Annotated in this window: 22 protein-coding genes; 12 read left to right on the top strand and 10 right to left on the bottom strand. The window is 74.2% G+C overall.

Translation table 11 applies throughout. The features are described from left to right. Nucleotides 1-14: 14 nt before the first annotated feature. Both KJS59_RS03605 and KJS59_RS03600 read left to right on the top strand, forming a co-directional pair. Nucleotides 15-488: a GNAT family N-acetyltransferase gene (locus tag KJS59_RS03605; RefSeq protein WP_213450826.1), complete on the top strand. Its 474-nt coding sequence runs from the start codon at nt 15-17 to the stop codon at nt 486-488. 66 nt (nt 489-554) lie between these two features. Then, a complete protein-coding gene (locus KJS59_RS03600) occupies nt 555-920 on the top strand; it encodes a PH domain-containing protein (RefSeq protein WP_213450824.1) in 366 nt (121 codons plus the stop codon). Nucleotides 921-930: 10 nt separating this feature from the next. On the opposite strand, the gene KJS59_RS03595 is transcribed toward KJS59_RS03600, so the two are convergent. From KJS59_RS03595 to KJS59_RS03580, 4 genes are all read right to left on the bottom strand, one after another. After that, nucleotides 931-1,977 carry a LacI family DNA-binding transcriptional regulator gene (locus KJS59_RS03595; RefSeq protein WP_213450822.1) on the bottom strand — a complete coding sequence of 349 codons (1,047 nt, stop codon included), beginning with the start codon at nt 1,975-1,977 and terminating at the stop codon, nt 931-933. A 58-nt stretch (nt 1,978-2,035) separates the two neighbouring features. Next, a complete protein-coding gene (locus KJS59_RS03590; RefSeq protein ID WP_249713863.1) occupies nt 2,036-2,659 on the bottom strand; it encodes a DUF305 domain-containing protein in 624 nt (207 codons plus the stop codon). Then, complete coding sequence (locus KJS59_RS31985) at nt 2,659-3,924, bottom strand: DUF1996 domain-containing protein (protein WP_213450819.1); 1,266 nt, start codon at nt 3,922-3,924, stop codon at nt 2,659-2,661. Before KJS59_RS31985 ends, KJS59_RS03590 begins: the two co-directional genes overlap by 1 nt. A gap of 83 nt (nt 3,925-4,007) precedes the next feature. Continuing rightward, nucleotides 4,008-6,185 carry a discoidin domain-containing protein gene (locus tag KJS59_RS03580; protein ID WP_213450817.1) on the bottom strand — a complete coding sequence of 726 codons (2,178 nt, stop codon included), beginning with the start codon at nt 6,183-6,185 and terminating at the stop codon, nt 4,008-4,010. A 270-nt stretch (nt 6,186-6,455) separates the two neighbouring features. On the opposite strand from KJS59_RS03580, the gene KJS59_RS03575 reads away from it, so the two are divergent. Both KJS59_RS03575 and KJS59_RS03570 read left to right on the top strand, forming a co-directional pair. Continuing rightward, nucleotides 6,456-7,172: a lysozyme gene (locus KJS59_RS03575; protein ID WP_213450816.1), complete on the top strand. Its 717-nt coding sequence runs from the start codon at nt 6,456-6,458 to the stop codon at nt 7,170-7,172. A 628-nt stretch (nt 7,173-7,800) separates the two neighbouring features. Further along, on the top strand, nt 7,801-8,001 hold the full coding sequence (locus KJS59_RS03570; protein ID WP_213450814.1) for a hypothetical protein: 201 nt from the start codon (nt 7,801-7,803) through the stop codon (nt 7,999-8,001). Nucleotides 8,002-8,141: 140 nt separating this feature from the next. Here KJS59_RS03570 and KJS59_RS03565 read toward each other — a convergent pair whose 3' ends face one another. Further along, nucleotides 8,142-9,689 (bottom strand): hypothetical protein, encoded by a 1,548-nt coding sequence (locus KJS59_RS03565; RefSeq protein ID WP_213450813.1) that lies wholly within the window; start codon nt 9,687-9,689, stop codon nt 8,142-8,144. Here KJS59_RS03565 and KJS59_RS03560 point away from each other — a divergent pair. The 3 genes from KJS59_RS03560 (at nt 9,655) to npdG (ending at nt 12,418) form a co-directional block, all read left to right on the top strand. Next, nucleotides 9,655-10,230, top strand: coding sequence for a hypothetical protein (locus KJS59_RS03560; protein ID WP_213450811.1), 576 nt, complete (start codon nt 9,655-9,657; stop codon nt 10,228-10,230). The two genes, KJS59_RS03565 and KJS59_RS03560, sit on opposite strands and share 35 nt — an antisense overlap. Nucleotides 10,231-10,253: 23 nt before the next feature. Then, complete coding sequence (locus KJS59_RS03555) at nt 10,254-11,675, top strand: RNB domain-containing ribonuclease (protein WP_213450810.1); 1,422 nt, start codon at nt 10,254-10,256, stop codon at nt 11,673-11,675. 74 nt (nt 11,676-11,749) lie between these two features. After that, the gene (gene npdG / locus KJS59_RS03550) at nt 11,750-12,418 is read left to right on the top strand and encodes an NADPH-dependent F420 reductase (RefSeq protein WP_213450809.1); all 669 of its coding nucleotides are present in this window, start codon (nt 11,750-11,752) and stop codon (nt 12,416-12,418) included. A gap of 9 nt (nt 12,419-12,427) precedes the next feature. Here npdG and panB read toward each other — a convergent pair whose 3' ends face one another. From panB to KJS59_RS03535, 3 genes are all read right to left on the bottom strand, one after another. Further along, the gene (gene panB, locus KJS59_RS03545; protein ID WP_213450807.1) at nt 12,428-13,270 is read right to left on the bottom strand and encodes a 3-methyl-2-oxobutanoate hydroxymethyltransferase; all 843 of its coding nucleotides are present in this window, start codon (nt 13,268-13,270) and stop codon (nt 12,428-12,430) included. Nucleotides 13,271-13,349: 79 nt separating this feature from the next. Continuing rightward, nucleotides 13,350-15,176 carry an NAD+ synthase gene (locus KJS59_RS03540; protein WP_213450805.1) on the bottom strand — a complete coding sequence of 609 codons (1,827 nt, stop codon included), beginning with the start codon at nt 15,174-15,176 and terminating at the stop codon, nt 13,350-13,352. Between the two features lie 32 nt (nt 15,177-15,208). Next, nucleotides 15,209-15,973 carry a hypothetical protein gene (locus KJS59_RS03535; RefSeq protein WP_213450803.1) on the bottom strand — a complete coding sequence of 255 codons (765 nt, stop codon included), beginning with the start codon at nt 15,971-15,973 and terminating at the stop codon, nt 15,209-15,211. 139 nt (nt 15,974-16,112) lie between these two features. Between KJS59_RS03535 and glnA the strand changes: the two genes are divergently transcribed. From glnA to KJS59_RS03520, 3 genes are read left to right on the top strand one after another with little or no spacing between them, the layout of a single operon-like run. Beyond that, entirely contained in the window at nt 16,113-17,465 is a 1,353-nt protein-coding gene (gene glnA, locus KJS59_RS03530) for a type I glutamate--ammonia ligase (RefSeq protein WP_213450802.1), read from the top strand. 15 nt (nt 17,466-17,480) lie between these two features. Beyond that, nucleotides 17,481-18,146 carry a GNAT family N-acetyltransferase gene (locus KJS59_RS03525; RefSeq protein ID WP_213450801.1) on the top strand — a complete coding sequence of 222 codons (666 nt, stop codon included), beginning with the start codon at nt 17,481-17,483 and terminating at the stop codon, nt 18,144-18,146. 41 nt (nt 18,147-18,187) lie between these two features. After that, nucleotides 18,188-18,916: a helix-turn-helix transcriptional regulator gene (locus KJS59_RS03520; protein WP_213450800.1), complete on the top strand. Its 729-nt coding sequence runs from the start codon at nt 18,188-18,190 to the stop codon at nt 18,914-18,916. Nucleotides 18,917-19,031: 115 nt separating this feature from the next. Here KJS59_RS03520 and KJS59_RS03515 read toward each other — a convergent pair whose 3' ends face one another. Next, nucleotides 19,032-19,976, bottom strand: a complete 945-nt coding sequence (locus KJS59_RS03515; RefSeq protein WP_213450798.1) for a S66 peptidase family protein — start codon at nt 19,974-19,976, stop codon at nt 19,032-19,034. Between the two features lie 44 nt (nt 19,977-20,020). On the opposite strand from KJS59_RS03515, the gene KJS59_RS03510 reads away from it, so the two are divergent. Next, entirely contained in the window at nt 20,021-20,776 is a 756-nt protein-coding gene (locus KJS59_RS03510) for a type 1 glutamine amidotransferase (RefSeq protein WP_213451026.1), read from the top strand. A gap of 10 nt (nt 20,777-20,786) precedes the next feature. Further along, complete coding sequence (locus tag KJS59_RS03505; protein ID WP_213450797.1) at nt 20,787-23,837, top strand: bifunctional [glutamine synthetase] adenylyltransferase/[glutamine synthetase]-adenylyl-L-tyrosine phosphorylase; 3,051 nt, start codon at nt 20,787-20,789, stop codon at nt 23,835-23,837. 67 nt (nt 23,838-23,904) lie between these two features. Here the strand turns inward: KJS59_RS03505 and KJS59_RS03500 are convergent, their stop codons facing one another. Further along, a complete protein-coding gene (locus KJS59_RS03500) occupies nt 23,905-24,672 on the bottom strand; it encodes an alpha/beta hydrolase (RefSeq protein WP_213450796.1) in 768 nt (255 codons plus the stop codon). Nucleotides 24,673-25,066 lie beyond the last annotated feature (394 nt).

Here is a 25,066-nt window from a genome sequence, read left to right as displayed (position 1 = left end):
CTAGGGTCGCGGGTATGAGCGCTTCCGTCGAACTCCGGCCGATGACCGATGAGCAGTTCGCCGCCTTCTGTGAGTCTACTGTAGAGGGGTACGCCCAGGAGATCGAGGCTTCGGGGTTGCTTCCGGCCGCGGAGGCGCGGGAGAAGGCGCTCAGGGACCAGGCGACGTTCCTGCCGCAGGGCCACCGGACGCCCGACCACTACCTGTGGATCGCGTACGACGGCGACGCGGAGGTCGGGTGGCTGTGGTTGGGCGTGAAGGAGCGGTCGAACGGACTGCACGCGTTCATCTACGACATCGCGGTACGGGAGGAGTCGCGCCGCAAGGGGTACGGTGCGGCGATCATCGAGGCGGCCGAGGCGGTGTGCCGGGAGAGGGGTGCGGTCGAGATCGGGCTGAACGTGTTCGGCTTCAACCACGCCGCGCGGGGGCTGTACGAGAAGGTGGGCTTCGAGGTCGCCGCCGTGCAGATGCGCAAGCGGCTGTAGCGCGCCAAGCCTGTAGCGCGCCGAGCGCGCCGAGCGGCTGTGGCGTACGGCGGTTAGCCTCGCGGCATGGCATCCAATCCGCCCCACGACCGGCGGGACCAGCTGCGCCAGATCGAGAGCGGTCTGCTGGAGGGCGAGCAGGTCATCGCGGTCTACGACGCGATCGGCACGGGAACCGGGTTCATCGGGCTGACCAACCGGCGCGTCATCGTGCAGGACCGGTCGTTCGTGGGGCGGAAGGTGGCGCTCACCAGCATCCCGTACTCGAAGATCACGAGCGTGAGCGTGGTGAGCAACAAGTCGTGGGGCGGTTCGTTCTTCTCCACCGGCGCGATCGCGATCCACGTCGGTGCGCAGACGTACGAGGTGGAGTTCCGTGGCGAGCAGAAGAGCCACCACGTCCACAATGTGATCCTGCACTACATCTCGTGACGCCGACCGGTCAGGCCGACTCCCGCTCCACGAGGGTGGAGTTGAAGATGACCGAGCGGGCCAGGTGGCCGGGTTCGCGGATGCTGGCCAGGAGCAGGCGGGCCATCTCGCCGGCCATCTCCTCGACCGGTTGGCGGATCGTGGTGAGTTGCGGGCGGCAGGCCAGTGCCGCGCTGCTGTCGTCGAAGCCGACCACGGCGATGTCCTCGGGGACCCGCTTGCCGAGTTCGGCGAGGGTGCGCAGGGCGCCCACGGCCATCAGGTCGCTGGCGACGAACAAGCCGTCCACGTCGGGGTGGCGGGCGAGCAGGTCGCGGGCGGCGGCCTCGCCGCTGGCCTGGGTGAAGTCGCCCGGCACGGCGGGCACGTCGTGGATGCCGTGCGCGGCCAGGGCGGAGCGGAAGCCGCTGAGCCGGTCCTCGCCGGCGGGCATGTCCTGCGGCCCGGCGATGGTGGCCACGCGGCGCCGGCCGCGGGCGAGCAGGTGCTCGGCGGCGAGGCGGGCGCCGGCCCGCTGGTCGGTGTCGACGAAGCTGATCGGGATGGGCTGGCCGGGCCGGGCGGAGAGGACGGCCGGCACGTGCAGGTCGGTGACCTGCCTGGGCAGCGGGTCGGCCACGTGGCTGGAGATGAGCAGCACCCCGTCGACGTGGCCCTGCCGCAGGTACCGCAGGACCTGGTGGTGGGCGGGCGCGTCGGCCGGGATGATGACCAGGTGGACGCCCTGCGGGCGGAGCACCTCCTGGGCGCCCGCGGTGAGCCGGCCGAAGTAGGGGTCGGTGAAGATGCGGTTGAGGAAGTCGGCGTCGTAGTGCCGGCTGCCGGGCTCGGAGATGACCAGGGCGACCGAGTCGGTGCGCCGGTTGACCAACGAGCGGGCGGCGATGTTCGGCACGTAGCCGATGGCCGCGATGGCGCGCTCCACGTTCTCGCGGATGCTCGGGTCGACCGTCGGTACCGCGTTGATGACCCGCGAAACGGTCGCCCGGGAAACGCCCGCGAACTCCGCCACCTGCTCCAGGGTGGGCGGCCGTCCCCCACCGGTCGACCTCGCCATGCGACCAGTTATAGCACCCGGAGAGCGCTCTCTCTGCCCCCGTCGACCCACGGTGCCGTCACGACGCCGGGCCGCCGGGGGTGCCGCCGGTCGCGCCGCCGGGCAGGCCGGCGAGCAGGTCCAGGTCGGCACGGCGGCGGTTCTGTGCCGCCGCTGCCAGCGCTTTCGTGGCCGGATCGGTGCCCGCGTCACGCTCCCCGGCGCACACCAGGACGCCCTGGTCCAGGTGCTCCAGCAGGGTCGACGTGAACCGTGTCACGAACGCCGAGCCCCGGTGCCGGCCGATCTCCGCCAGTTCGGCCGGGGTGACCATGCCCGGCAGGTCGTGCCCGGCGTGCACGTTGGTGTCGGGCAGCCCGGCCCGGTCGCGCAGCGCGCGCAGGTCGGCCAGTTCGGCGCGGTGACCGGCGCCGATCCGGGCGGCGACCTCGGCCGCCGCCCGGTCGGTGGTGCGCGACGGCACCAGGTCCAGCAGGGCGAGCGCCTGCTCGTCCATCGGGATCATCAGTTGGAGCCAGGCGACGTCGGTGGCCCCGAAGGCGCCCGCGGCGGCCGGGGACGCGACCGCCGGCGGTGGAGCCGCCTGGCGGGCCGGCCGGGGCCGGTGGACGGTCCAACCCGCCACCAGCGCACCGGCCAGCACCGCCGTCGCGATCGAGACCCAGAGCAGGCGCGAGCGCATCACGGACGCCCGTCGGCACCGCACTTGACGATGATCCGGAGGCAGTCGTTGACCCGCCGGGCCAGTTCGTCGGCGGGCCACGCGTTGAAGAAGTCACCGTGCATCGTGTACCCGGGCCCGGAGGAGAGCCGCAGCCGCGCCGGGTCGCCGGTGACCGGGTACCGGAGCACCTGGCGCAGCTTCGGCACCGGCACCGGGTGGGTGGCCGGGCAGTCGCCGTTCACCGGGTACGCCATGTGGCTCTTGTGGTCCGCCGAGTCCAGGTCCCGGCCGTTCCAGCACTGCGGGAAGTCCAGATAGGACTCAAGCAGGCCGTCGGCCGGGCAGTTCACGAAGTCCTTGCCCGGGTTCACCTCGCCGTGGTGCAGGCAGGACCAGCGCGAAATGGTGTTGTCCTCCGGGCCGGTCGCCGTCGCGTTGCCCGCCACGACCCGCAGCCCCGGTGGGAACGGCTGGATGCGCGCGATCACGTCGTCTCGCACACCCTCACCGAGGTAGTAGAAGGTGGTACCGGTGGGTTGCACCGCCACGTCGTTCACGTACAGCGTCGGCACCCAGTACGAGGACTTGTCGACCGATGGGTTGCAGGTGGTGGCGGCGTTCTGGAGCGCCGCCAGATCGGTGTACGCGTTGGTGACCACGCTGCCGAAGAAGCTGTGCATGTGCGAGGCGCCGGGCAGACCGGGGAAGATGATCGGGTCGTCCGGCAACTGGTGGGAGTACGGGCAGTCGGCCAGGAACTCGGCCACCCGCACCGCTCCGGGCGGGATGGTCGGTGGGGTGGTCGTGCCGCCGCCGGTACCGAAGACCTGGAACTCCCACAGCGAGACGCCGTACTGCGTCGCGCGCCTGGTGGTGCTGACCCGCACGTACCGACCGCTGCCGTTGGCGTTCAGCGTCTGCGTGCCGCCGGTGCCGGTGGTGGTGCTGTAGATGGTGGTCCACGCGCTGCCGTTGGTGGACGTCTGGACGGTGTACGCCGTCGCGTAGGCCGCCTCCCAGGCGAGCACGACCCGATTGACGGTGGCGGTGCCGCCCAGGTCCACCTGAATCCATTGTGGATCACTAAACGCGCTCGACCACCGGGTGCCGAGATTGCCGTCCACCGCGTTGGACGCGGGGGAGCCGCCGTTCTCGACCGACGAAGCGGTGGCGGGGCGCCCCTGCGACAGCGGCGTCTCCGCGGCCTGGGCGAGCGTGGTGGCGTACGTGCCGAGCAGGGCGGCCAGCGCGGTGGCGGCGGCCAGGACGGGTATCCGTTTCATGAAGCCTCCCCTGATGAAGCGGACCTTGGTGAGAGGGGGACCGGCGGCGGTTCGGCGCCACGCCGCCGGCCCCCCGGCCTGAGTTACTGGTAGACCCGCACGTAGTCGACGAGCATCCGGGACGGGAACGGCGTCGTGCCGTCCACCGGGCCGGGGAAGTCCCCGCCCACCGCGAGGTTCAGGATGAGGTAGAACGGGTGGTCGAAGACCCAGGGCCCGCGGGTGGACTCCACGGTCGCCTTGCTGGCCACGAAGACCGTCTGGTTGTCCACCTTGAACGTGATGCCCGTGCTGTCCCACTCGGCGGCCCAGACGTGGAAGTCATTGGCGAAGTCGGCGCCGCCGGGCGCGTTGTACTTCTGCCCGTACCCGCCGCCGCCGTTGTAGGCGGGCGCGTGCAGGGTGGAGTAACTCTCCACTGTGTTGCGACCGAGTACCTCCATGATGTCGATTTCGCCGTTGTACGGCCACGGCCGCCCGGTGAGGAAGTCGGCGCCCATCATCCAGAACGCGGGCCACAGCCCGTTGCCCTTCGGCACCTTGATGCGCGCCTCGACCCGCCCGTACTGGAAGGTGAAGTGGCCGCCGGTGTTCATCCGGTGCGACGTGTAGTCGCGGCCGCCGGCGGTCTCCCGGCGCGCCTCGATGACCAGCGAGCCGGTGCCGTCCATCGACGCGTTGTTGTTGTTCGAGTAGTACTGGACCTCGTTGTTCTGCCCGGTGCCCGGGTCGATCGTCCACTTCGACGGGTCGGGCTTGCTGCCCGCGACGCCGTTGAACTCGTCGCTGAACACCAGCCGGGTGGCGGGGAACGCCGGGTCCGGTGGGCCGGCCGGCGGCTGGGTCGGCGCGCCGCCCGTGCCGTAGACCTTGAACTCCCACAGCGAGTACCCGTACGGGCCCACCCGCGCCGTGCCGTACATCCGTACGTACCGGCCGGTGCCGGAGACGTTCAGGGTCTCCTTGAAGCCCTTGCCCGCGGTGGTGGAGTAGATCGTCGTCCAGGTGGACGCGTTCGGCGACACCTGGATCTGGTACGCCGTCGCGTAGGCCGGGTCCCACTGGAGGACGACCTGCGTGACGGTCGCCGTGGCTCCCAGGTCGACGTAGATCCAGCCCGGGTCGACCCAGCCGGTGGTGGAACTGGTCGCCCAGCGGCTCGCCGGGTCGTTGTCGAACGCCTTGTCGGCGGTGCACGGGTTGCAGTTCACGTCGTTCTGCTCGGAGGAGGCCACCGCCGGCTTCCGGTACGACAGCAGGACGCTGCCGCCCGGCGGGGGAGTGGTCGGCGGGGTCGTCGTCGGCGGGGTGGTTGTCGGCGGCGTGGTGCCGCCGTCGCCCACCCGGATCTGGAACTCCCACAGCGAGTACCCCCACTGGGTCGCCCGCGCGGTGCCGTACAGCCGCACGTACCGGCCACTGCCGGAGACGGTGAGGTTCTGTACGCCGCCGGTGCCGGTGGTGGTGGAGTAGATCGAGGCCCAGGTGCTGGCGTTCGCGGAGGTCTGGATCTGGAAGGCGGTTCCATAGGCGGCCTCCCAGTTCACCGTGACCCCGCAGATCGACCGGGTGCTGCCCAGGTCGACCTGGAGCCACTGCGGGTCGGCGGCCGCGCTCGACCAACGGGTGCCCGCGTCGCCGTCCACCGCCGCGGACGCGGGGAACGCCGCCGACTCGGTCGAGGACGCCGTGGCGGTCCGGCCCTGCGCGGCGTTGGCGGTGCCGCACCCGGCGGTGGTGCCGCCGCCGAAGACCTGGAACTCCCAGAGCGAGACGCCGTACTGGGTGGCCCGCTTGGTGGCGGTCAGCCGTACGTACCGGCCGGTTCCGGCGACGGTGATGCTCTGGTTGCCGCCGGTCCCGCCGACGGTGGTGTTGACGGTGGTGAAGGTGGCGCCGTCGGTGGAGACGCCGATGGTGAAGTCGGTGGCGTAGGCGGCCTCCCAGGTCAGCGCCACCCGGGTGATCGGGACGGACGAGCCCAGGTCCACCTGGATCCACTGGGGGTCGCTGAACGCGCTGGACCAGCGGGTGGAGGTGTTGCCGTCGACCGCGGCGGAGGCCGGGGTGCCGGCGTTCTCGGTGGACGAGGCGGTCGCCGGGCGGCCCTGCGAGAGCAGGGTCTCGGCGGCGTCCGCGACGAGCGCGGTGACCGTCAGGTACGAGCCCAGCAGCGCGGCCAGGGCGGTGGACAGCGCGGCCAGGCGCCATCGGTGTAGCGGCCGGCGCCGCCGGACGGGCGGGGGGACAGCCCCATCCATGGCTGCTCCTTCGTGTGTGTCGGCGCGGTTACCGGTCGATGACCGGCCGGTGAGAGAGCGCTCTCTCAAACGACACGATGACCGCTGATAAGACCGCTGTCAATGGTGCGGGCCGGCCGGGGGAGCGCTCTCCCGCCGGCCCGGTCCGTATCCGCCCAGCCCGCGCCGGTTCCGCAACAATTCGACGGGTATCTCTTGAAAGTTAGTTACGCCTCTGCTCAGATGTACGGAGCTATTCTTCGTCCCTCCCTCACCCCCAAGGAGGAGCACATGAGGATCCGCACGCTCTGCCTATCGGTGGCCCTGGCCATCGGCGGCAGCCTGCTGGCCGGCGTACCCGCCTCGGCCGCCACCGTGACCTACGGGCAGGACGTCTCCAGCTACCAGGGCAACGTGAACTGGACCGCGCAGTGGAACGCCGGATCGCGCTTCGCGTTCGTCAAGGCGACCGAGGGGACCGGCTACACCAACCCCTACTTCGCGCAGCAGTACAACGGGTCGTACAACGTGGGCATGATCCGCGGCTCGTACCACTTCGCGCTGCCGGGCAACTCCGGCGGCGCCGCCCAGGCGGACTACTTCGTCAACCACGGCGGCGGCTGGTCCAAGGACGGCAAGACGCTGCCGGGCGCGCTGGACATCGAGTACAACCCATACGGCGCCACCTGCTACGGGCTCTCCCAGGCGTCGATGCGCAGCTGGATCTCCGCGTTCATCAACCAGTACCACGCGCGGACCGGGCGCTGGGCGGTCATCTACACCACCACCGACTGGTGGACGACCTGCACCGGCAACTACTCCGGCTTCTGGGCCAACTCGCCGCTGTGGCTCGCGCGGTACGCCAGCTCGCCCGGCACCCTGCCGGCGGGCGCGCCCACCTGGTCGTTCTGGCAGTACTCCAGTTCCGGCCCGTTCGCCGGCGACTCGAACCAGTGGAACGGCGCCCTGGACCGGCTGAAGGTACTGGCCTGCAACGGCCCCTGCTGATCCCGCGTCATCTCCCGTGGCCGGTCCGGACTCGCTCCGGGCCGGCCACGGCGCTGTTCCGCGTTGGAGGTGTTGTGTGGGACGGAGGCGGCGGCGCTGTTCCGCGTTGGAGGTGTTGTGTGGGACGAAGGCGGCGGCGCTGCTGCGCGGTAGAGGTGTTGTGTGGGCGGGAGACAGCGGCGCTGCTGCGCGGCGAAGGCGTTGCGCGGCCGGGCCGCCGAGCGCGGTCAACCGCCGCGATCGGGACGGGGAACGGCGCCGCGTGCGCATCATCCCGCTGGCGATGAACCATGCCGCGTTGGCTCGCGCGATGGCCACCGGCGCCCTGATCCCGCCCTGGCTTGGCGCGTGCCGGTTCACGGCTCCAGCGGTGTGGCACGCGGTGCGGCCCGGTCCGACGTTGGCCTTTCGGGTGAACGCCGCCCCGGCTTTTTCGGCAGGCTTCCGCGCGGCCCTCGCCGGAGCCCCTAATGGGCCCTGACAGCGGTAAATTCCTTTGCCGATAAGGGTTGCGGGCCGCAAAGCGTACCCCACCCAATGCTCCGGCGCTGCCCGTCTACTGTGGAAGCGGTTGTGAGTTTCGCGCGAATCGGTGGCGGATGTGCCGTTTGCGGTGCACAGTGATGGCATGAGTAGCGAAGGCGGTGGGCGGTACTACTGGTGCGTGCGCCACTCTCGCGTGGAGACGGACGCCGATGCGTGCCCGGCCACGGACCGCATGGGGCCGTACGCGTCAGCCGCCGAGGCCGAGGGCGCGCTCAGTCGTGTCCAGGAGCGCAACGTCGCCTGGGACGCGGAGGACGCCCGCTGGGAAGGGGAGACCGACTAGCCCGCCGCAGCGCGAAGCGTCGCCATCCGTGGTGCCGGCTCGTTTTCCCCTCCGAAGGCGCGGACGGGGCGCGTGCCGAGGGGGCCGACCGGCACCGACGGATCACCGAATTACCAAAGGGGACAGTGCCCCACCCATTCCTAGGAGGAAACGACCATGGCCGCAACCGAGTGGCCCACCACCGAACCGGCCGGCAGACGCCCGGCCACCGAAGCCGCCCCGGCCGACCTCGCCATGCCGCCGAACGGTTCCGCGAACGGTTCCGCGAGCGATTCCATCGACGCGGTCAAGAGCGTCGCGGGTGCGGTGCTGAACGGGACCGGGTCCGTGGAGAACGCCGTCACCCCGGGGGATGACAACGACAGGGCCGGCGTGGAATCCGGCGCCGCGGGCAGCAAGCCGGCAACCGCCAGGCGCCGCGCCGCCGGCACCCGCACGACCCCGGCGACGAAGACGGCGACGAGGGCCGCGGCCACGAAGACGGCGGCCACGAAGATCGCCGCCGCGAAGACCGCCGCTGCCAAGACGGCGGTGACCAAGACGGCGGCGAAGGCCGCGGCCGCGGGCACGGGCGAGCGGGCGGTCAGCGGCCGGGCTGCCGTCGCGAAGGCAACGAGCGCCAAGCGCACCTCCGCGCGGGCGGCCGCGACGGGTGCGGCTCGCGAGACCGCCGTTGCGCGCGGCAAGACGGGCGGCACGTCGGCGGCGCGGGGCACGACGGCGCGGGCGGCGAAGAGCGCCGCCGGCAAGGCGACCGGCCCGGCGACCGCGACCCGCTCGGCGGGCCGGGCCAGCGCCACGCGCCCGGCCGCGACCACCCGCACGGCCGCCGCGAAGGCCGCGGGGAAGGCGGCCGGCAAGGCCGCGGGCAAGACCACGGGTCGCCCGGCCGCGGCGAGCAAGGCCACCGCGCCGGCCAAGGCCGCGTCGAAGGCCGCCGCGACGGCGACGGCGACCAAGGCCACCGCGACGAAGGCCGCCTCGAAGGCGGCCGCGAGCAAGGCCACCGCGTCGAAGGCCGCGTCGAAGGCGACGGCGTCGAAGGCGGCCGCGAGCAAGGCTGCCGCGACGAAGGCCGCGACGAAGGCCGCGGCGAGCAAGGCCGCGTCGAAGGCCACTGAGACCAAGGCTGCCGCGTCGAAGGCCGCGTCGAAGGCGGCGGCGAGCAAGGCCGCCGCGAGCAAGGCTGCCGCCAAGGCGGCTGCGACCAAGGCTGCCTCGTCGAAGGCTGCGTCAACGGCGACGGCGTCGAAGGCCGCCGCGAGCAAGGCCGCCTCGAAGGCTGCTGCGTCGAAGGCTGCTGCGAGCAAGGCCGCCGCGAGCAAGACTGCGTCGAAGGCGACGGCGACCAAGGCCGCTGCGTCGAAGGCTGCTGCGTCGAAGGCCGCGTCGAAGGCGACGGCGAGCAAGGCCGCGTCGAAGGCGACCGCGAGCAAGTCGGCGACGAAGGCCGCCGGGAGCAAGGCGGCCGGGCGGCCGGCGGCGAAGAAGGCCGCGGCGACTCGGGGTACCGCGGCGAAGGCGACCGGTACGCGGGCGTCGAGCACGCGGCCGGCGGCGAAGAAGGCGGCGACCAAGCCGGCCACGAAGGCCGCCGGGCGGAAGGCAGCGGCGCGGTCCAGCGTGGCGGCGCAGGCGCCGGTGAAGAAGACCGTGACCGCGGCGACGGGTACCGCCCGGTCCACCAAGTCGACGACCTCGCGGCCGTCGGCGGCGAAGTCGACGGCCCGCAAGGCGGCGGGCGCCAAGAAGACGGCGCCGGCCAAGAAGGCCACCACCCGCAAGACGGCCGCCACCAAGGCGACGCCGACGAAGGGCGCCGCCAAGAAGGTGACGGCGAAGAAGGCGACCCCGTCGAAGAGCGTGGCCGCCAAGAGCGCCGGCGCCCGGAGCACGGCCGCCAAGAAGTCCGCGGCGGCGACGAAGGCCACCGCCAAGAAGACGGCGGCCAAGGCGACGGCGAAGAAGACCACCGCCGCCAAGAGCACCACCGCGCGGAAGGCGGCCGCGAAGAAGACCACGGTCGCCAAGCGCACCGGCGCCACGACGGCGACGAAGGCGGCGACGCGGACCGCGGCGGCCAAGAAGGCGGCCCCGGCCAAGTCGACGAAGGCGGCACCGGCGAAGAAGGCCGCCGCGAAGAAGGCGGCCAAGACCGCGCCGGCGAAGAAGAGCGCCGCCACCAAGTCCGCCACCAAGGCGGCGCGGAAGGCGGCCAGGGCCTCCTGAGGCGGGCGGGGTAAGAATGACGCGTGACCCGACGCGTCCGAGCGCCCCGCATCGACTTCGGTGCGCTGCGCCGTGAGCTGGAACTGCCCGAGCGGTTCCCGCCCGCGGCGCAGCGCGAGGCCGAGGAGGCGGCCGGTGCGCCGCCGCCCGGTACCGACCGGACCGATCTGGACCTGGTGACGATCGACCCGCCGTCCTCGCGCGACCTGGACCAGGCGATGTGCCTGCGCCGGCGCGCGGGCGGCGGGTTCCGCGTGTGTTACGCCATCGCCGACGTGGCGGCGTACGTGCGCCCGGACGGCGCGCTGGCGCGGGAGACCTGGCGCCGCGGGCAGACGGTGTACCTGCCGGACGGCAACGTGCCGCTGCACCCGCCGGCGCTGAGCGAGGGCGCGGCCAGCCTCCTGCCCGACGGCGACCGCGCCGCCGTGCTCTGGACCATCGACCTGGACGCCGACGGCGCGACCGTCGCGGTGCGCCTGGAACGGGCCCGGGTCCGCAGCCGGGCCAAGCTGGACTACGCGGGCGTGCAGGCCGCGCTGGAGTCCGGCACCGCGCCGGAGCCGGTGGCGCTGCTGCCCGAGATCGGGCGCCTGCTCGTGCGCCGGGGCCTGGACCGGGGCGCCATCAACCTGCCGACGCCGGAGCAGGAGGTCGCGCCGGTGAACGGGGGCGGCTGGCGGCTCGTGCTGCGCAGCACCGCGCCGGTCGAGGAGTTCAATGCCCAGATCTCGCTGCTGACCGGCATGGCGGCCGGGGAGATCATGCTGGCCGGGCGCGTCGGGCTGCTGCGGACCATGCCGGCGCCGCCGGTCGACGCGGTGGCGCGACTGCGCGCCGCGGCGGTGGCGCTGGGCGTCTCCTGGCCGGCGGGGGCCCGGGTCGGCGAGGTGGTGGCCGAAGTGGACCCCGGGGACCCGCGCGGCGCCGCCTTCCTGGACCAGGCGGCCGAGTTGCTGCGCGGCGCCGGGTACACGCCGTTCGACGGCGCGCCGCCGGAGCGCACCGGGCACGCGGGCGTCGGCGCCCCCTACGCGCACGTCACGGCCCCGCTGCGCCGGTTGGCCGACCGGTACGCCACCGAGGTCTGCCTCGCGCTGCACGCCGGCGCCGAGGTACCCGAATGGGCCCGTGCCGCGCTGGCCGGGCTGCCGGAGGTGATGACGGCGACCGGGCGGGTGGCCGGCGCCGCCGAGCGGGGCGCCGTGGACCTGGCGGAGGCGGTGCTGCTGGCGGGCCGGGTCGGCGAGACCTTCGACGCCGCCGTGATCGACGTGGACGCGCCGCGCCGCGCCGCCACCCGGCAGCCCCGCGGGACGGTCGCCCTCGACGAGCCGGCGGTGCGGGCCCGGTGCGAGGGCGAGCTACCGGTGGGTGAGCGGGTGCCGGTCCGCCTCGCCGAGGCCGACCCGAAGCGCCGCCACGTCCTCTTCCGCCACCCCTGACGGCCGCACCTCCGGCAGCCGCCGGCCGCGGCGGTACCGGGGCCCCGAGCCGCCAGGTTTGACAGGATGGCGGGATGGCGGAGCAGAGCATCACGGTCGGCATCCTGGGCGGCACCGGCGACCAGGGGCGGGGGTTGGCGTACCGGTTCGCCCGCGCGGGCGTGCCCGTCCTCGTCGGCTCGCGGACCGAGGAGAAGGGCCAGCAGGCCGCCGAGGAGCTGGCGAAGCTGCCGGGCGTGCGGGCGACGCCACGCGGTGGGGCCAACCCGTGGGTGGCGGCCGGCGCCGACGTGGTGATCGTCGCGGTCCCCTGGGAGGGGCACGGCGACCTGCTGGCGAGCCTCCGCGAGCCGCTCGCCGGCAAGATCGTCGTGGACTGCGTGAACCCGCTCGGCTTCGACAAGCAGGGCCCGTACCCGCTGCCGGTCGAGGAGGGCAGCGCGGCGCAGCAGGCCGCCGCGATCCTGCCGGAGGCGCGCGTCTGCGCCGCCTTCCACCACGTCAGCGCGCCGCTGCTGGCCGACCCGGCCGTCGACGAGATGCACCTGGACGTGCTGGTGCTGGGCGACGACCGGGCGGCCACCGAGACCGTGCAGGCGCTCGCCGGCCGCATCCCCGGGGTCCGGGGCATCTACGGCGGCCGGCTGCGCAACGCCCACCAGGTGGAGGCGTTCACCGCGAACCTGATCGCGATCAACCGCCGGTACCGGGCGCACGCGGGGGTGCGCATCACCGACGTGTGACCCGGCGGGTCAGCGGAAGGTGTGCTCCTCGGCGGGGAACTGGCCGCCCCGGACCTCCTCCGCGAACCGGCGCGTGGCCTCCGTCAGCGCGCCGGCCAGGTCCGCGTACCGCTTGACGAAGCGCGGCGTCTTGCCGGTACGCAGGCCCGCCATGTCCTGCCAGACGAGCACCTGCGCGTCGGTGTCCGGCCCGGCGCCGATGCCGACCGTGGGCACCGGCAGGTCGTTGGTGATGCGCTTGGCCACGTCGCCGGTCACCATCTCCAGCACGATCGCCGACGCGCCCGCCTCGTACACCGCGTGGGCGTCCGCCACGACCTCCTCGGCGGCGTCGCCGCGGCCCTGCACCCGGTACCCGCCGATGCCGAACTCGCGCTGCGGGGTGAACCCGACGTGCGCGAAGACCGGGATGCCGGCGCCGGTGATGGCCTCGATCTGGGCGGCGATGCGCCGGCCGCCCTCCAGCTTCACCGCGTGGCAGCCGCCCTCCTTCATGAACCGGACGGCGGTGCGCAGCGCCTGGGCCGGACCCTCCTCGTACGAGCCGAAGGGCAGGTCCCCGATGACCAGCGCGCGGGAGGTGGCGCGCACCACCGCCCGCACCAGCGGGAGCAGGTCGTCGGCGGTGACGGGCACGGTGGTCTCGTACCCGAACACGTTGTTGGCGGCCGAGTCGCCGACCAGCAGGACCGGGATGCCCGCCTGGTCGAAGACGGCGGCGGTGTACTGGTCGTACGAGGTGAGCATCGGCCATTTCTCGCCGCGCTCCTTGGCGGCGATCAGGTCGCGGGTACGCACGCGCCGGTTGGCGGCGCCGCCGTACAGGCTGGGCACCTCTGCCTGGGACATCATCGTCTCCTCTCCCCTCGAGGCCGCGCCCGCGGTCCCCGGGGTGTCAAGGCCGATGGTGCCATCCGCCGCCGCGGCGCCGTCAGCCTTCAGTGGAAGATTTCACAGCGCTCTCCGCCTGTCGCCGCTTGCGGCCCTCCGGCGGCGCCTCGGGTTCCCGGAACCGGTTGGTGATCGGCAGCCGGCGGTCCCGGCCGAACGCCTTGATGGTGATCTTGGGGCCGGGCGCGGCCTGGCGCCGCTTGTACTCGGCCCGGTCCACCATCTTCGCCACCCGGTCCACCTCCGCCGGGTCGTGCCCGGCCTCGATCAGCTCGGCGCGGCCGCGGTCACCCTCCACGTACCCGGCCAGGATCTCGTCAAGCAGGTCGTAGTCCGGCAGCGAGTCCGAGTCGAGCTGGCCGGGGCGCAACTCGGCGCTGGGCGGCTTGGTGATCGAGCTGCGCGGGATGGGCGGCTCCTCGCCGCGTGCCCCGGCCGCGGCGTTGCGCCAGAGCGCGAGCCGCCAGACCATCGTCTTCGGCACGTCCTTGATCGGGTTGAACCCGCCCACCGAGTCGCCGTAGAGGGTCGAGTAGCCGACCGCCAGCTCGGTCTTGTTGCCGGTGGTCAGCACCAGGTGACCCTCCTGGTTGGACAGCGCCATCAGGATCACCCCGCGGACCCGCGCCTGGATGTTCTCCAGCGCCAGGCCGGACAGGGCCAGCTCGGCCAGGAACGCGTCCACGATCGGCTGGATCGCCTGGACCCGGTAGTCCAGGCCGGTGCGCTTGGCCAGGTCGGCGGCGTCGTCCCGGGAGTGCTCGGAGGAGTACCGGCTGGGCATCGAGACGCCGACCACCCGCTGCGGGCCCAGCGCGTCCACCGCGATCGCGGCGACCACCGACGAGTCGATGCCGCCGGAGAGGCCGAACACGACGGACGGGAAGCCGTTCTTGCGCACGTAGTCGCGCAGCCCGAGGACCAGGGCCTGCCAGACCTCCTCCTCCGCCGGGGTGCGCTCGGCCACGACGGGTTCGGGCAGCGGAGCCCGGGGTACCGGCGGCAGGTCGGCCGCCCCGCTGATCCGCACCCGACGGACCCGCATCTCGCCCAACTCCTGCTCGGCGGGGTGCTCGCCGGCCGCCGGGAGGTCGAGGTCCAGCACCGTGAGGTGCTCCACGAACCGCGGCGCCCGGGTCAGCACCTCGCCCGCGGCGGTGACGACCATCGAGTCACCGTCGTAGACCAGCTCGTCCTGGCCGCCGACCAGGTTCACGTACGCGACCGTCGCGCCGGCCTCCGCCGCCCGGTGCTGGACCAGCGGCAGCCGCAGGTCGTCCTTCTCCAGCTCGTACGGGGAGCCGTTGACGCTGACGACCAGGCCGGCGCCGGCCGCGCGGGCCACCGCGAACGGGCCGCCGGCCTGCCACAGGTCCTCGCAGATCGTCATCGCCACGTCCACCCCGCCGACCCGCACCACCGTCAGCGTGTCGCCCGGGACGAAGTAGCGGTCCTCGTCGAAGACGCCGTAGTTGGGCAGGTGGTGCTTGAAGTACCGGGCCACCACCCGGCCGCCGTGCAGCGCGGCGAGCGCGTTGCGCGGACCGGTGCCGGGCCGCGCGTCGGCGCTGACCCGGGCCGGACCGTCCGCGTCCAGGTACCCCACCAGGACCACCCGGTCGCCGAGGCCGTCCGCGGCCAGTTCGGCGGCGAGCGCCCCCAGCCCGTGCCGGGACGCCGCCACGAACGACTCCCGGAAGACCAGGTCCTCCACCGGGTACCCGGTCAGCGTCATCTCCGGGAAGGCGACCAGGTGCGCCCCGGCGTCGGCGGCCGCCCGGGCCCACTCCCGGACGATGGCGGCGTTGCCGCCGACGTCACCGACGGTCGGGTCCACCTGGGCGAGGGCGAGGCGCAGGGTCGGCATGCCCTCATCTTCCCCCACCCGGGGGCGCGGGCTCACCGGGCGGCCGGACCGACCAAGTGTGCGCGCTCACTCCGGGTACCCCTCGGGGGCGTCGCGTCACCCAGCCGCGCCGTGGCCAGCCGCAGCGTCCGGACCACCTCGGCGTCCGTCACCGGCCGGGTACCCAGGCCGCGGAGCACCGACAACATCGGGCCCAGCCGGAACACCACGACGTAGCCGTACCGCCCGCCGCCGGCGAACCGCAGCGCGTACCCGGTGCCGCTGCCCGCGGTGTCGTCGACCGCCACCGGGTTCGCGCGTACCGGGACGGGCACGCCGTCCGCGAGTTCGGCGGCGAACTCCCGGCACTCCCGCGCGGTCCGGACCACCCGGCCGACCGGCGCCTCCCGGTCCGGGCCGGTCAGCAGCGTGACCGTCTGGGTCAGCAGGCCACGCCCGTCGCCGATCTCGGTCCGCTCGCCGACCGGCTCCCCGGTCACCTCCCACGGCCGCTCGACCAGCGCCGCGCAGCCCGCGACGTCGCGCTCCCACACGCGCTGCCCGGGGCCGGAGCCGGTGTGCCGCGGCTGCGGCTGCGGCTCGTACCCGGGCAGATCCGCCCCGGTGAGCAGGGCCTCGCGCAACTCCGGCTGGATCGCCGTCAGCGGGCCGGATCGGCTCGGCGACGGCGGCGCGAGGGCGGGCCCGGCCGGCCCGCGCGGAGCCCGGGCCAGCGCGCCGACCACCGTCAACGCCGCCAGCAACGCCCCGCCCAGTACCACGCCGCGCAGCACCGTGCGCCCGGTTCGCCACCCCATCGCATCCCTCCCGTCACCGCTGATGACCAACGTGCTCGGGGCGCCCCAGGTTGCGCCGCCGGCCGGTACGGGATGGCGTAACGTCTGTGTAACGAGGCGGGGCGAGACTGACCGTCGGGCAACCGGGCGAGGGGTGGGAGTGGACCGTCAGCAGGAGTTCGTGCTCCGCACGCTGGAAGAGCGGGACATCCGCTTCGTGCGGTTGTGGTTCACCGACGTGCTCGGCACGCTCAAGAGCGTCTCGGTCGCCCCGGCCGAGCTGGAGTCCGCCTTCGACGAGGGCATCGGCTTCGACGGCTCCGCCATCGAGGGCTTCGCCCGGGTGTACGAGTCCGACATGGTGGCCATGCCCGACCCCACGACCTTCCAGGTCTTCCCGTTCGAGGGCGGGGCCAGCGGCGAGTCCGCCCGGATGTTCTGCGACATCCTCCAACCCGACGGCACGCCCTCCTGGGCGGACCCGCGGCACGTGCTGCGCCGGGCCCTGTCCCGGGCGGCGGAGAAGGGCTTCACCTTCTACACCCACCCCGAGATCGAGTTCTTCCTCGTCGAGGACGGCCCGCTGGACGGCTCGGTGCCCAGGCCGGTGGACGCCGGCGGGTACTTCGAGCACACCACCCACTCCGTCGCGCGCGACTTCCGCCGGCAGGCGGTGCTGGCGCTGGAGCGGATCGGCATCTCCGTCGAGTTCAGCCACCACGAGGTCGCCCCCGGCCAGCAGGAGATCGACCTGCGGTACGCCGACGCGCTCACCACCGCCGACAACGTCATGACGTTCCGGCATGTGGTCAAGGAGGTGGCGATCACCCACGGCGTGCGCGCCACGTTCATGCCCAAGCCCTTCACCGACCAGCCCGGCAGTGGCATGCACACCCACCTGTCGCTGTTCGAGGGCGAACGCAACGCGTTCCACGACGCCGACGACCCGATGAAGCTGTCGAAGGTCGCCCGCGCGTTCATCGCCGGGCTGCTCGTGCACGCCCGCGAGTTCACCGCGGTCACCAACCAGTGGGTCAACTCGTACAAGCGGCTGTTCCCGCAGCCGCTGCTCGACCGGATCACCGAGTCGCCCGCGTACGTGTGCTGGGGTCACCTGAACCGCTCCGCCCTGGTCCGGGTGCCGGCCTACGGCAAGCCCAACTCGGCCCGGGTCGAGGTCCGCTCGCTGGACTCGGCCTGCAACCCGTACCTGGCCTTCGCGCTCCTGCTCGGCGCCGGTCTCAAGGGCATCGAGCAGGGGTACGAGTTACCGCCGGGCGCCGAGGACGACGTGTGGTCGCTCAGCTCGGCCGAGCGCAAGGCGATGGGGTACGACACGCTGCCGGAGAACCTCTCCGAGGCGATCGACGTGATGGCCTCCTCGGAACTGGTCGCCGAGGTGCTGGGCGAGCACGTGTTCGACTTCTTCCTGCGCAACAAGAGCGCCGAATGGGAGGCGTACCGCCGCGAGGTCACCCCGTACGAGCGGCAGCGCTACCTCGGCGCCCTGTAACCCGCCCGCTCCACGATGATCGACCGGCGGCTGTTTCTGCACCTGGTCTGCTGGCTGGGCCAGTGGCCGCCGCGCGGCGGGCTCGACGTGGTCGGCTCCGGGCGGCGCGCCGTGCCGGCGTGGGACGGCCGAGTCCGCCCGCTCGTCGGGGTCGGCCACGACGCCGACGTGCTCCTGTCGGTCCGCCGCGAGCGGGTCGGCGCGGTGCGCGCCACCGTCCAGGGGCGCCCGCTCGACGAGGCCCTGGCGCGGGTGCCCGCCGCCGTCGGCCGGGACGGCCCCCTCTTTCGCGCTGCGTTCCGCTGGACCACCGCGCCGGCCCCGCTGCCCGACGCCGGCGTCTGGACGTCCACCGCCGACCCGGTGGTGCCGCCCTGGCTCAAGCCGTTCAACGGCGGCGTGCTCGTCGCCACCGACCCGGAGACCGGGCGGTACCTGGCGGGCGTCGGGATCAAGCGGCACGACGGGTACGGGCGGGAGATCTCCGTCGGCACCGAACCCGCCGCCCGGGGCCGGGGACTGGCCCGCGCGCTGGTCGCGCAGGCCGCCCGGCGGATCCTGGACGAGCGGGGCATCCCCACGTACCTGCACGCCCTGGACAACCACGCGTCCGCCCGGGTCGCCGAGGCGGCCGGGTTCGCCGAGCGGGGATGGTTCGCGTACGGGATGTCAGACGATTGAGGGGGGTGGGTTCGTCGTAGGGGGCTCGTATGGTGCGGGGTATGAGTCGTAGGGATCGGCTGTCCGCGCTGGTGGAGGAGTTGCGTGCGGTGGCGCCCCGGCCCCGTAGCGCGCGCTGGCTGGCCCGGCGGTTCGAGGTCTCGACCCGGACCGTCGAGCGGGACGTGAACGCGCTGCAGAGTTCCGGGGTCCCCATCTACGCCGTCTCCGGCCGCTCCGGCGGGTACGTGCTGGAGCGCTCCTTCACCCTCCATCCGCTCAACGTCACGCCCGCCGAGGCGCTGGCCATGTCCGTCGCCCTGCACCGGCTGGGCAGCGAGCCGCTCGCCGCGGCGGCGCGCTCCGCGCTGCGCAAGCTCGCCGCCGTCATGCCGCCCGGCGACGCCGACGCCGCCCGCCACCTGGCCGCCCGCACCGGCCAGCCGCCCGCGGCCCCCGCGAGCGTTCCGGCGGCCTCCGGGGCCGTTCCCGGCGCCGTCCCGCCGGCCGTGGAGCGGGCGCTGCGGGAGCACCGGGTGCTGCGCATCGGCTACGCGGACGGCGCGGGAACCCTCACCGAGCGCTGCGTGGAGCCGGTCGCGCTCAGCGACCAGGGCGAGCACGGGTACCTGCTGGCCTGGTGCCGGCTTCGCGGGGCACCCCGGGTGTTCCGCACCGACCGCCTGCGGCGCGGCGAGGTCATGGAGGAGACCGCCCCGGTCCGGTCGCTGACACCGGCGGACTTCCCCGTCCCCGCATCCCCTCCGGCGCCGCTGCGCCGGGCCGCCTGAGCGCTCGCGGCGCCCAGCGATCCTGGTACGGATCTGTCCATACATCGGCGTGTCTATACCAAGATCTCGTGGTCTGTCCGCGTGCGATGAAGTGCGCGGCCCGATCGGCCGGTGGTCAGCGGACGGCGGGCTCGACGGTCAGGGTGCCCGCCGCCACGTCCAGCGTCGCCGGGACGCCCACCCCCACCGTCACCTGGGCGGGGCCGTGGCCGACCGGGAGGCCGCCCAGCACCGGTACGCCCAGGTCGCCGAGCCGGTCGGTGAGCACGGCGGCGACCGGCATGCCCCAGTTGTCGCCGCACCCGGTGAACTGGCCGATCGCCACGCCGGCCAGGCCCGACAGCACGCCCGCCCGGCGCAGGTGGGTCAGCATCCGGTCGACCTTGTACGAGGGCTCGTCGACCTCTTCGAGGAGCAGGATCGCGCCGGTCAGGTCGGGCAGGTCGGGGGTGCCGATCGAGGAGACCAGCAGCGAGAGGTTGCCGCCGAGCAGCGTGCCGGTGACCGGCGGCCCCGGTACCCCGACCGCGGCGGTCTCCTCGGCGGGGACCGGGCGGATCACCGCCGGCTCGGTGGTGGTGAGGGCGGCGCGCAGCGAGTCCGCGGAGCCGGCCGGCAGGCGGGCGTCGTCCCAGCCCATCGTCGGGCCGTGCAGGGTGGCGAGCCGGGCGCCGCGCCAGAGGGCCAGTTGGAGCGCGGTGATGTCGGAGAAGCCGACCACGACCTTCGGGTCCCGGCGGGCGGCGGTCATGTCGAGGGCGTCCACGACGCGCTGCGCCCCGTAGCCGCCCCGGGTGCAGATGATCCCGCGGACCCGCGGGTCGGCGAGGGCGGCGTTCAGGTCGGCGAGGCGCAGGTCGTCGGTGCCGGCCAGGAAGCCGTGCCGGCCGTAGGCGTTCGGCCCCAGCTTCGGGGTCAGCCCCCAGGCGGCGAGCAGTTCCAGCCCGCGGGCGATCCGCTCGGGGCTGGTCGGCCCGGAGGGGGAGACCAACATGACGGTGTCGCCGGGCCGCAGGGCGGCCGGGCGCACGGGGGCTTCGGCACCGGCAACGTCACTCATCAGGGCCGAGGGTAACCGGCTAGCCTCGACGGGTGGCTGGACAGGTGGCACCCGCGCTGGTGATCGAGAACGACCCGACCGATCCGGCGGGGCGGCTGGGGGAGTGGCTGGCCGATGCGGGGCTGCCGCTGGCCGTGGTGCGCCCGCACGCCGGCGAGGCGGTCCCGGCGGACCTGGCGGGGTACACCGCGCTGGTGGTGATGGGCGGGGAGCAGCACGCATACCCGCCCGGCGCCCCCTGGTTCCCGGCGCTGGAGCGGCTGCTGCGCCGCGCGGTCCGGGAGCGGGTACCCACGCTCGGGGTCTGCCTGGGCGGGCAGCTGCTGGCCACGGCGCACAACGGGACGGTGGAGCGCAGTGCCGCCGGTCCGGAGATCGGCCCGGGCCTGGTGGCCCGGCGGGACGCGGCCGAGACCGACCCGCTCTGGCAGCGGGTCCCGTTCCTGCCGGACGTGTTCCAGTGGCACGTCGACGAGATCACCGAGCTGCCGCCGAACGCGGTGCTGCTGGCGACCTCCACCCGGTACCCGGTGCAGGCGTTCCGGCTGGGCGACCGGGCGTGGGGCACGCAGTTCCACATCGAGTGCGACACCCCGATGCTGGCCGGCTGGGCGGCCGCCGAGGGCGGTGTGCTGGCCGAGTTGGGCATCGACCCGGACGAGCTGGTCGCCGCCTGCGACGCGCTGATGGCCGAGGTGGAGGAGATCTGGCAGCCGTTCGCGTACCGGTTCGCCCAGCTCGCCCTCGGTGGGGGCGACGAGCAGACGCCCCGCCGCACGCTGCCGCTGCTGGGTTCGTGACGAGGCAGCGATGACGAGGCCCGGTGCGACGGGGCGGCTCGCCCGGTACGGGCTGGGGGTCAGCGCCGGCCCGGCGCCGGTGGGCCTGGTCGGCCCGGACGGCCTGGGGCTGTGGGACGCCGCCGCGCAGGAGCCCGCCGATCCGGGCGCGGCGGAGATCCTGGTGGCGCTCTCCCGGTCGGCCGACCCCGATCTGGCGCTGCGCCAACTGCACCGCCTCGCCGCCGCCGGCCGTCGGGCCGGGGCGGGCGGGCGGGAGCGGCTGCTCGCCGCGCTCCGCGACGATGCCGGGCTGCGCCGCCGCCTGATCGCCGTGCTGGGTGCCTCGTCGGCGCTCGGCGATCACCTGGTGGCCAACCCCGGCGACTGGCGCGCGGTCGAGTCCGGGCCGGACGAGCTCACCCCGACCGCCGACGGCGCGCTCGCGGGCGACCTGACGGCGGTACCCGGACTGCGCCGCGCGTACCGGCGTTCGCTGCTGCGCATCGCGGCGGCGGACCTGACCGGCGGGCGCCGCCTGGAGCAGACCATGGCCGCGCTGTCCGCGCTCGCGGACGCGACCCTGCGCGCCGCGTACGACGTGGCGGTGGGCGAGTTGCCCACGCCGGCTCCGCCGGCGCTGGCGGTCGTGGCGATGGGCAAGTGCGGCGGCAACGAGCTGAACTATGTATCCGATGTGGACGTCATCTTCGTCGCACGGTCCGATGCGGACCTGACGCCCGCGACCACCGTGGCGGCGCGGCTGATCGAGATCTGCGGCCAGGTGGCGTGGCAGGTGGACGCGGCGCTGCGCCCCGAGGGCAGCCGGGGCCCACTGGTCCGCACGCTGGCCAGCCACGCCGCGTACTACCGCCGGTGGGCCCGCACGTGGGAGTTCCAGGCGCTGCTGAAGGCCCGCCCGGCGGCGGGCGACCTCGACCTGGCCGGGGAGTGGATCGAGCAGCTTCAGCCTCTGGTATGGACGGCCGCGGAGCGCCCGGAGGCGGTCGAGGACGTGCGGGCGATGCGTCGCCGGATCATCGAGAACGTGCCGCCGAGGGAGCTGCCCCGGGAGATCAAGCGCGGCCCGGGCGGCCTGCGGGACATCGAGTTCGCCGTGCAGTTGCTCCAGCTCGTGCACGGCCGGGCGGACGAGTCGCTGCGCGAACCGGGCACGCTCGCCGCGCTGCGCGCACTGGTGGCCGGCGGCTACGTGGGCCGGCAGGACGGCGAGGCGCTGGTGCGCGGGTACCGGTTCCTGCGCTCGGTGGAGCACCGGCTCCAGCTCCAGCGGCTCCACCGCACCCACCTGGTACCCCAGGATCCGGCCGCGTTGCGCTGGCTGGCGCAGTCCCTCGGGTATTCGGCGCTGCCCGGCCGGGAGGCGGTCGAGGCGTTCCGGGCCGACTGGGTGGCGCACGCCGCCGAGGTCCGCCGGCTGCACGCCAAGCTGCTGTACCGGCCGCTGCTGGAGGCGGTGGCCCGGGTGCCGGCGAACCAGTTGCGGCTCTCGTCCACCCAGGCGCGGCGCCGGCTGGAACTGCTCGGCTTCGCCGCGCCGGCCGGCGCGCTCAAGCACATCGAGGCGCTGACCGGCGGCGTCTCGCGCACCGCCGCCATCCAGCGGACGCTGCTGCCGGTGCTGCTGGCCGAGTTCGCCGACGCCCCCGAACCGGACCGCGGGCTGCTGGCCTACCGCCAGGTCTCCGAGAAGCTCGGCAGCACCCCGTGGTACCTGCGGCTGCTGCGCGACGAGGGGCCGGTGGCGCTGCGGCTGGCGCGGCTGCTGGGGCTGTCCCGGTACGTGACCGACCTGCTGACCCGGGACCCGGAGGCGCTGCGCCTGCTCGCCGACGACGCGGAGCTGACCCCGCGCCCGGTGGCCGCGCTGACCGACGGCTTCATCGCGGCCGCCGCCCGGCACCTGGAGGGCGAGCCCGACCCGGGGGCGGCGATCCGCGCCGTCCGGGCGCAGCGTCGCCGCGAGCTGTTCCGGATCGCCTGCGCGGACGCGCTGAGCACCGCCGGCACGCTCGCCCCGGCCGCGCCGATCGACGTGTTCGCCGTCGGCGACGCGCTGTCCGCCGTCACCGACGCGACCCTCGCCGCCGCGCTGCGGGTGGCCACCGTGGACGCCGGTGCGGCGCGGGCCATGCCCGGCCTGCGGTTCGCCGTCATCGGCATGGGCCGGCTCGGCGGGTACGAGATGAGCTACCCGTCGGACGCGGACGTGCTGTTCGTGTACGAGCCGCCGCCCGGCGTGGCGGAGGACGCGGCCAGCGGGGTGGCGCACGCGATCGCCGAGCGGCTGCGCACGCTGCTCGGGATGCCCGCACCGGACCCGCCCCTCGGGGTCGACGCGGACCTGCGCCCGGAGGGCCGGCAGGGGCCGCTGGTGCGCAGCCTCGCCGCGTACCGGGCGTACTACGCGCGCTGGTCGAGAGTGTGGGAGTCGCAGGCGCTGCTGCGCGCCCGCCACGTGTGCGGGGACGCCGACCTCGGCGCCGAGTTCCTCGCCCTGGCCGACCGGGTGCGCTACCCGGCCGGCGGGCCGGGCCGCGAGCAGATCGTGGAAATCCGCCGGATCAAGGCGCGGGTGGACGCGGAACGCCTGCCGCGCAGCGCCGACCGGGCCATGCACACCAAGCTCGGCCAGGGTGGCCTGGCCGATGTGGAGTGGACCGTCCAACTGCTCCAGTTGCGGCACGGTCACCGGCTGCCCGGCCTGCGCACGACCCGCACGCTGGAGGCGCTCGCCGCCGCCCGGGCCGCCGGCCTGGTCGACCGGGCCGACGCCGCCGCGCTGGCCGACGGGTGGACGCTGGCGTCCCGGGTCCGCAACGCGCTGACCCTGGTCCGGGGCCGCCCCCTGGACCAGTTGCCCCGGCACGGCCAGGAGTTGGCCGGTGTGGTCCTCCTGCTCGATGGGCCCGAGGCGCACCTGCCGTCGCGTACCGGCGGCCCGCGCCGGTGGCCGCGACCCGGGGAGGCGGCGGTCGAGGGCCCGGGCGAATTCGTCGACCTGTACCTGCGCACCGCCCGCCGGTGCCGGGCCGCGATCGAGCGCGTCTTCTACGAGTGACGCGGCTTCGCCGGCCGGGGCCGTCCAGGCGTCGCGCTGCCTGGACGGCTGCCCGGCTGGCTGGCCGCTAGCCGTTCGCGGCGAGGAAGGTTTTGACGTCGTCCCCCACCCCGGCCTGGATCAGGTCCCAGCCGTGCGTGGCGGTGCTGAGCGCGATCAGGCGCTTGCCTTCCGTGGGTGCCACGGCCACGATCGCCTGCCCGTCGGCCTCGGAGATGCAACTCGGGTCGGAGCGACCGACCACGAGCAGCAGCGGCACCCGTAGCGCGTCCTTCGCCGCGGAGGGGGTGGCGATCCCGTCCCCGGTGGTGGCGCGGAAGTACATCTGGTGCGGCGAGAGCGCCACCACCGCGTTGACGGAGTCCGGCTCGCGGGCACCCACCACCAGGGCGGTCGCCGCGCCGATCGAGGAGCCCATGAGGGTCACCCTGGTGGCGCCGGCGGCGCGCAGCGCGGCCACCGCCGCCTTGGCGTCGGTCACGAACTCGCCCCGGTCCGCGCAGCCGCTGAACCCGAAGCAGCGGAAGTCGACCGCCAGCACGTGGTAGCCGGTGCCGGCCAGGTCGGCGGCGAAGTCGTACCAGCCGCAGAGGTCGCCGTTGGACTGGTGCAGCAGCACGACGCCGCGCGCGCCGTCGCCGAAGCGGGCGGCCGAGAGCTTCACGCCGTCCTCCGTGGTCACCTCGGTGGGCGTGGAGGGCGTGGTTTTCAGGCACCGCGCCTGCGGCGCGGGGGTGGGCGCGGCGGTGGCCCCGGCCGCCGGTGCCGACGAATCGCACCCGGCGGCGAGGACGGCGAGGACGGCCAGGACCGCGGCCGGCAGGAGTCTTCTCATCCCGCCATCGAACGCCTGGCGGACACAGTGGACCATCGGCGCCGCGCACATGGATCCGCCGGCGGAGTTGTGCCGCCGGCATGGAACCCGGGGTGGGCTCCCGCGCGTGAGTAACCGCGACTTTCGCACGGGTGGCCGCCCCGCCTGGACGGGCGGCCACCCGCCATGGCATTCTGCCGCGACGGCGGGCGGGCTGCCGGTACAAACGGGGGAGGAACGTCGTGCGCGAGCATGGGCAGGCAAGCCGGCGTGCGGTGGCAACGCGGGGTCTCACCAGGGTGCTGGCCGCCCTCGTGGTGCTGATCGCGGCGCTTCCGGCCGGGGCACCGCTGGCCGTCGCGGCCGCGCCCACCCCGACACCGGCGAACCCGGCCGCCGCGGCGCAGGCCGCGCC

It is taken from the genome of Rhizomonospora bruguierae, assembly GCF_018397995.1.
GTDB lineage: Bacteria > Actinomycetota > Actinomycetes > Mycobacteriales > Micromonosporaceae > Rhizomonospora > Rhizomonospora bruguierae.
The sequence above is the reverse complement of the archived record's forward strand: the minus strand, read 5'-3'. Positions and strand labels throughout refer to the sequence as shown.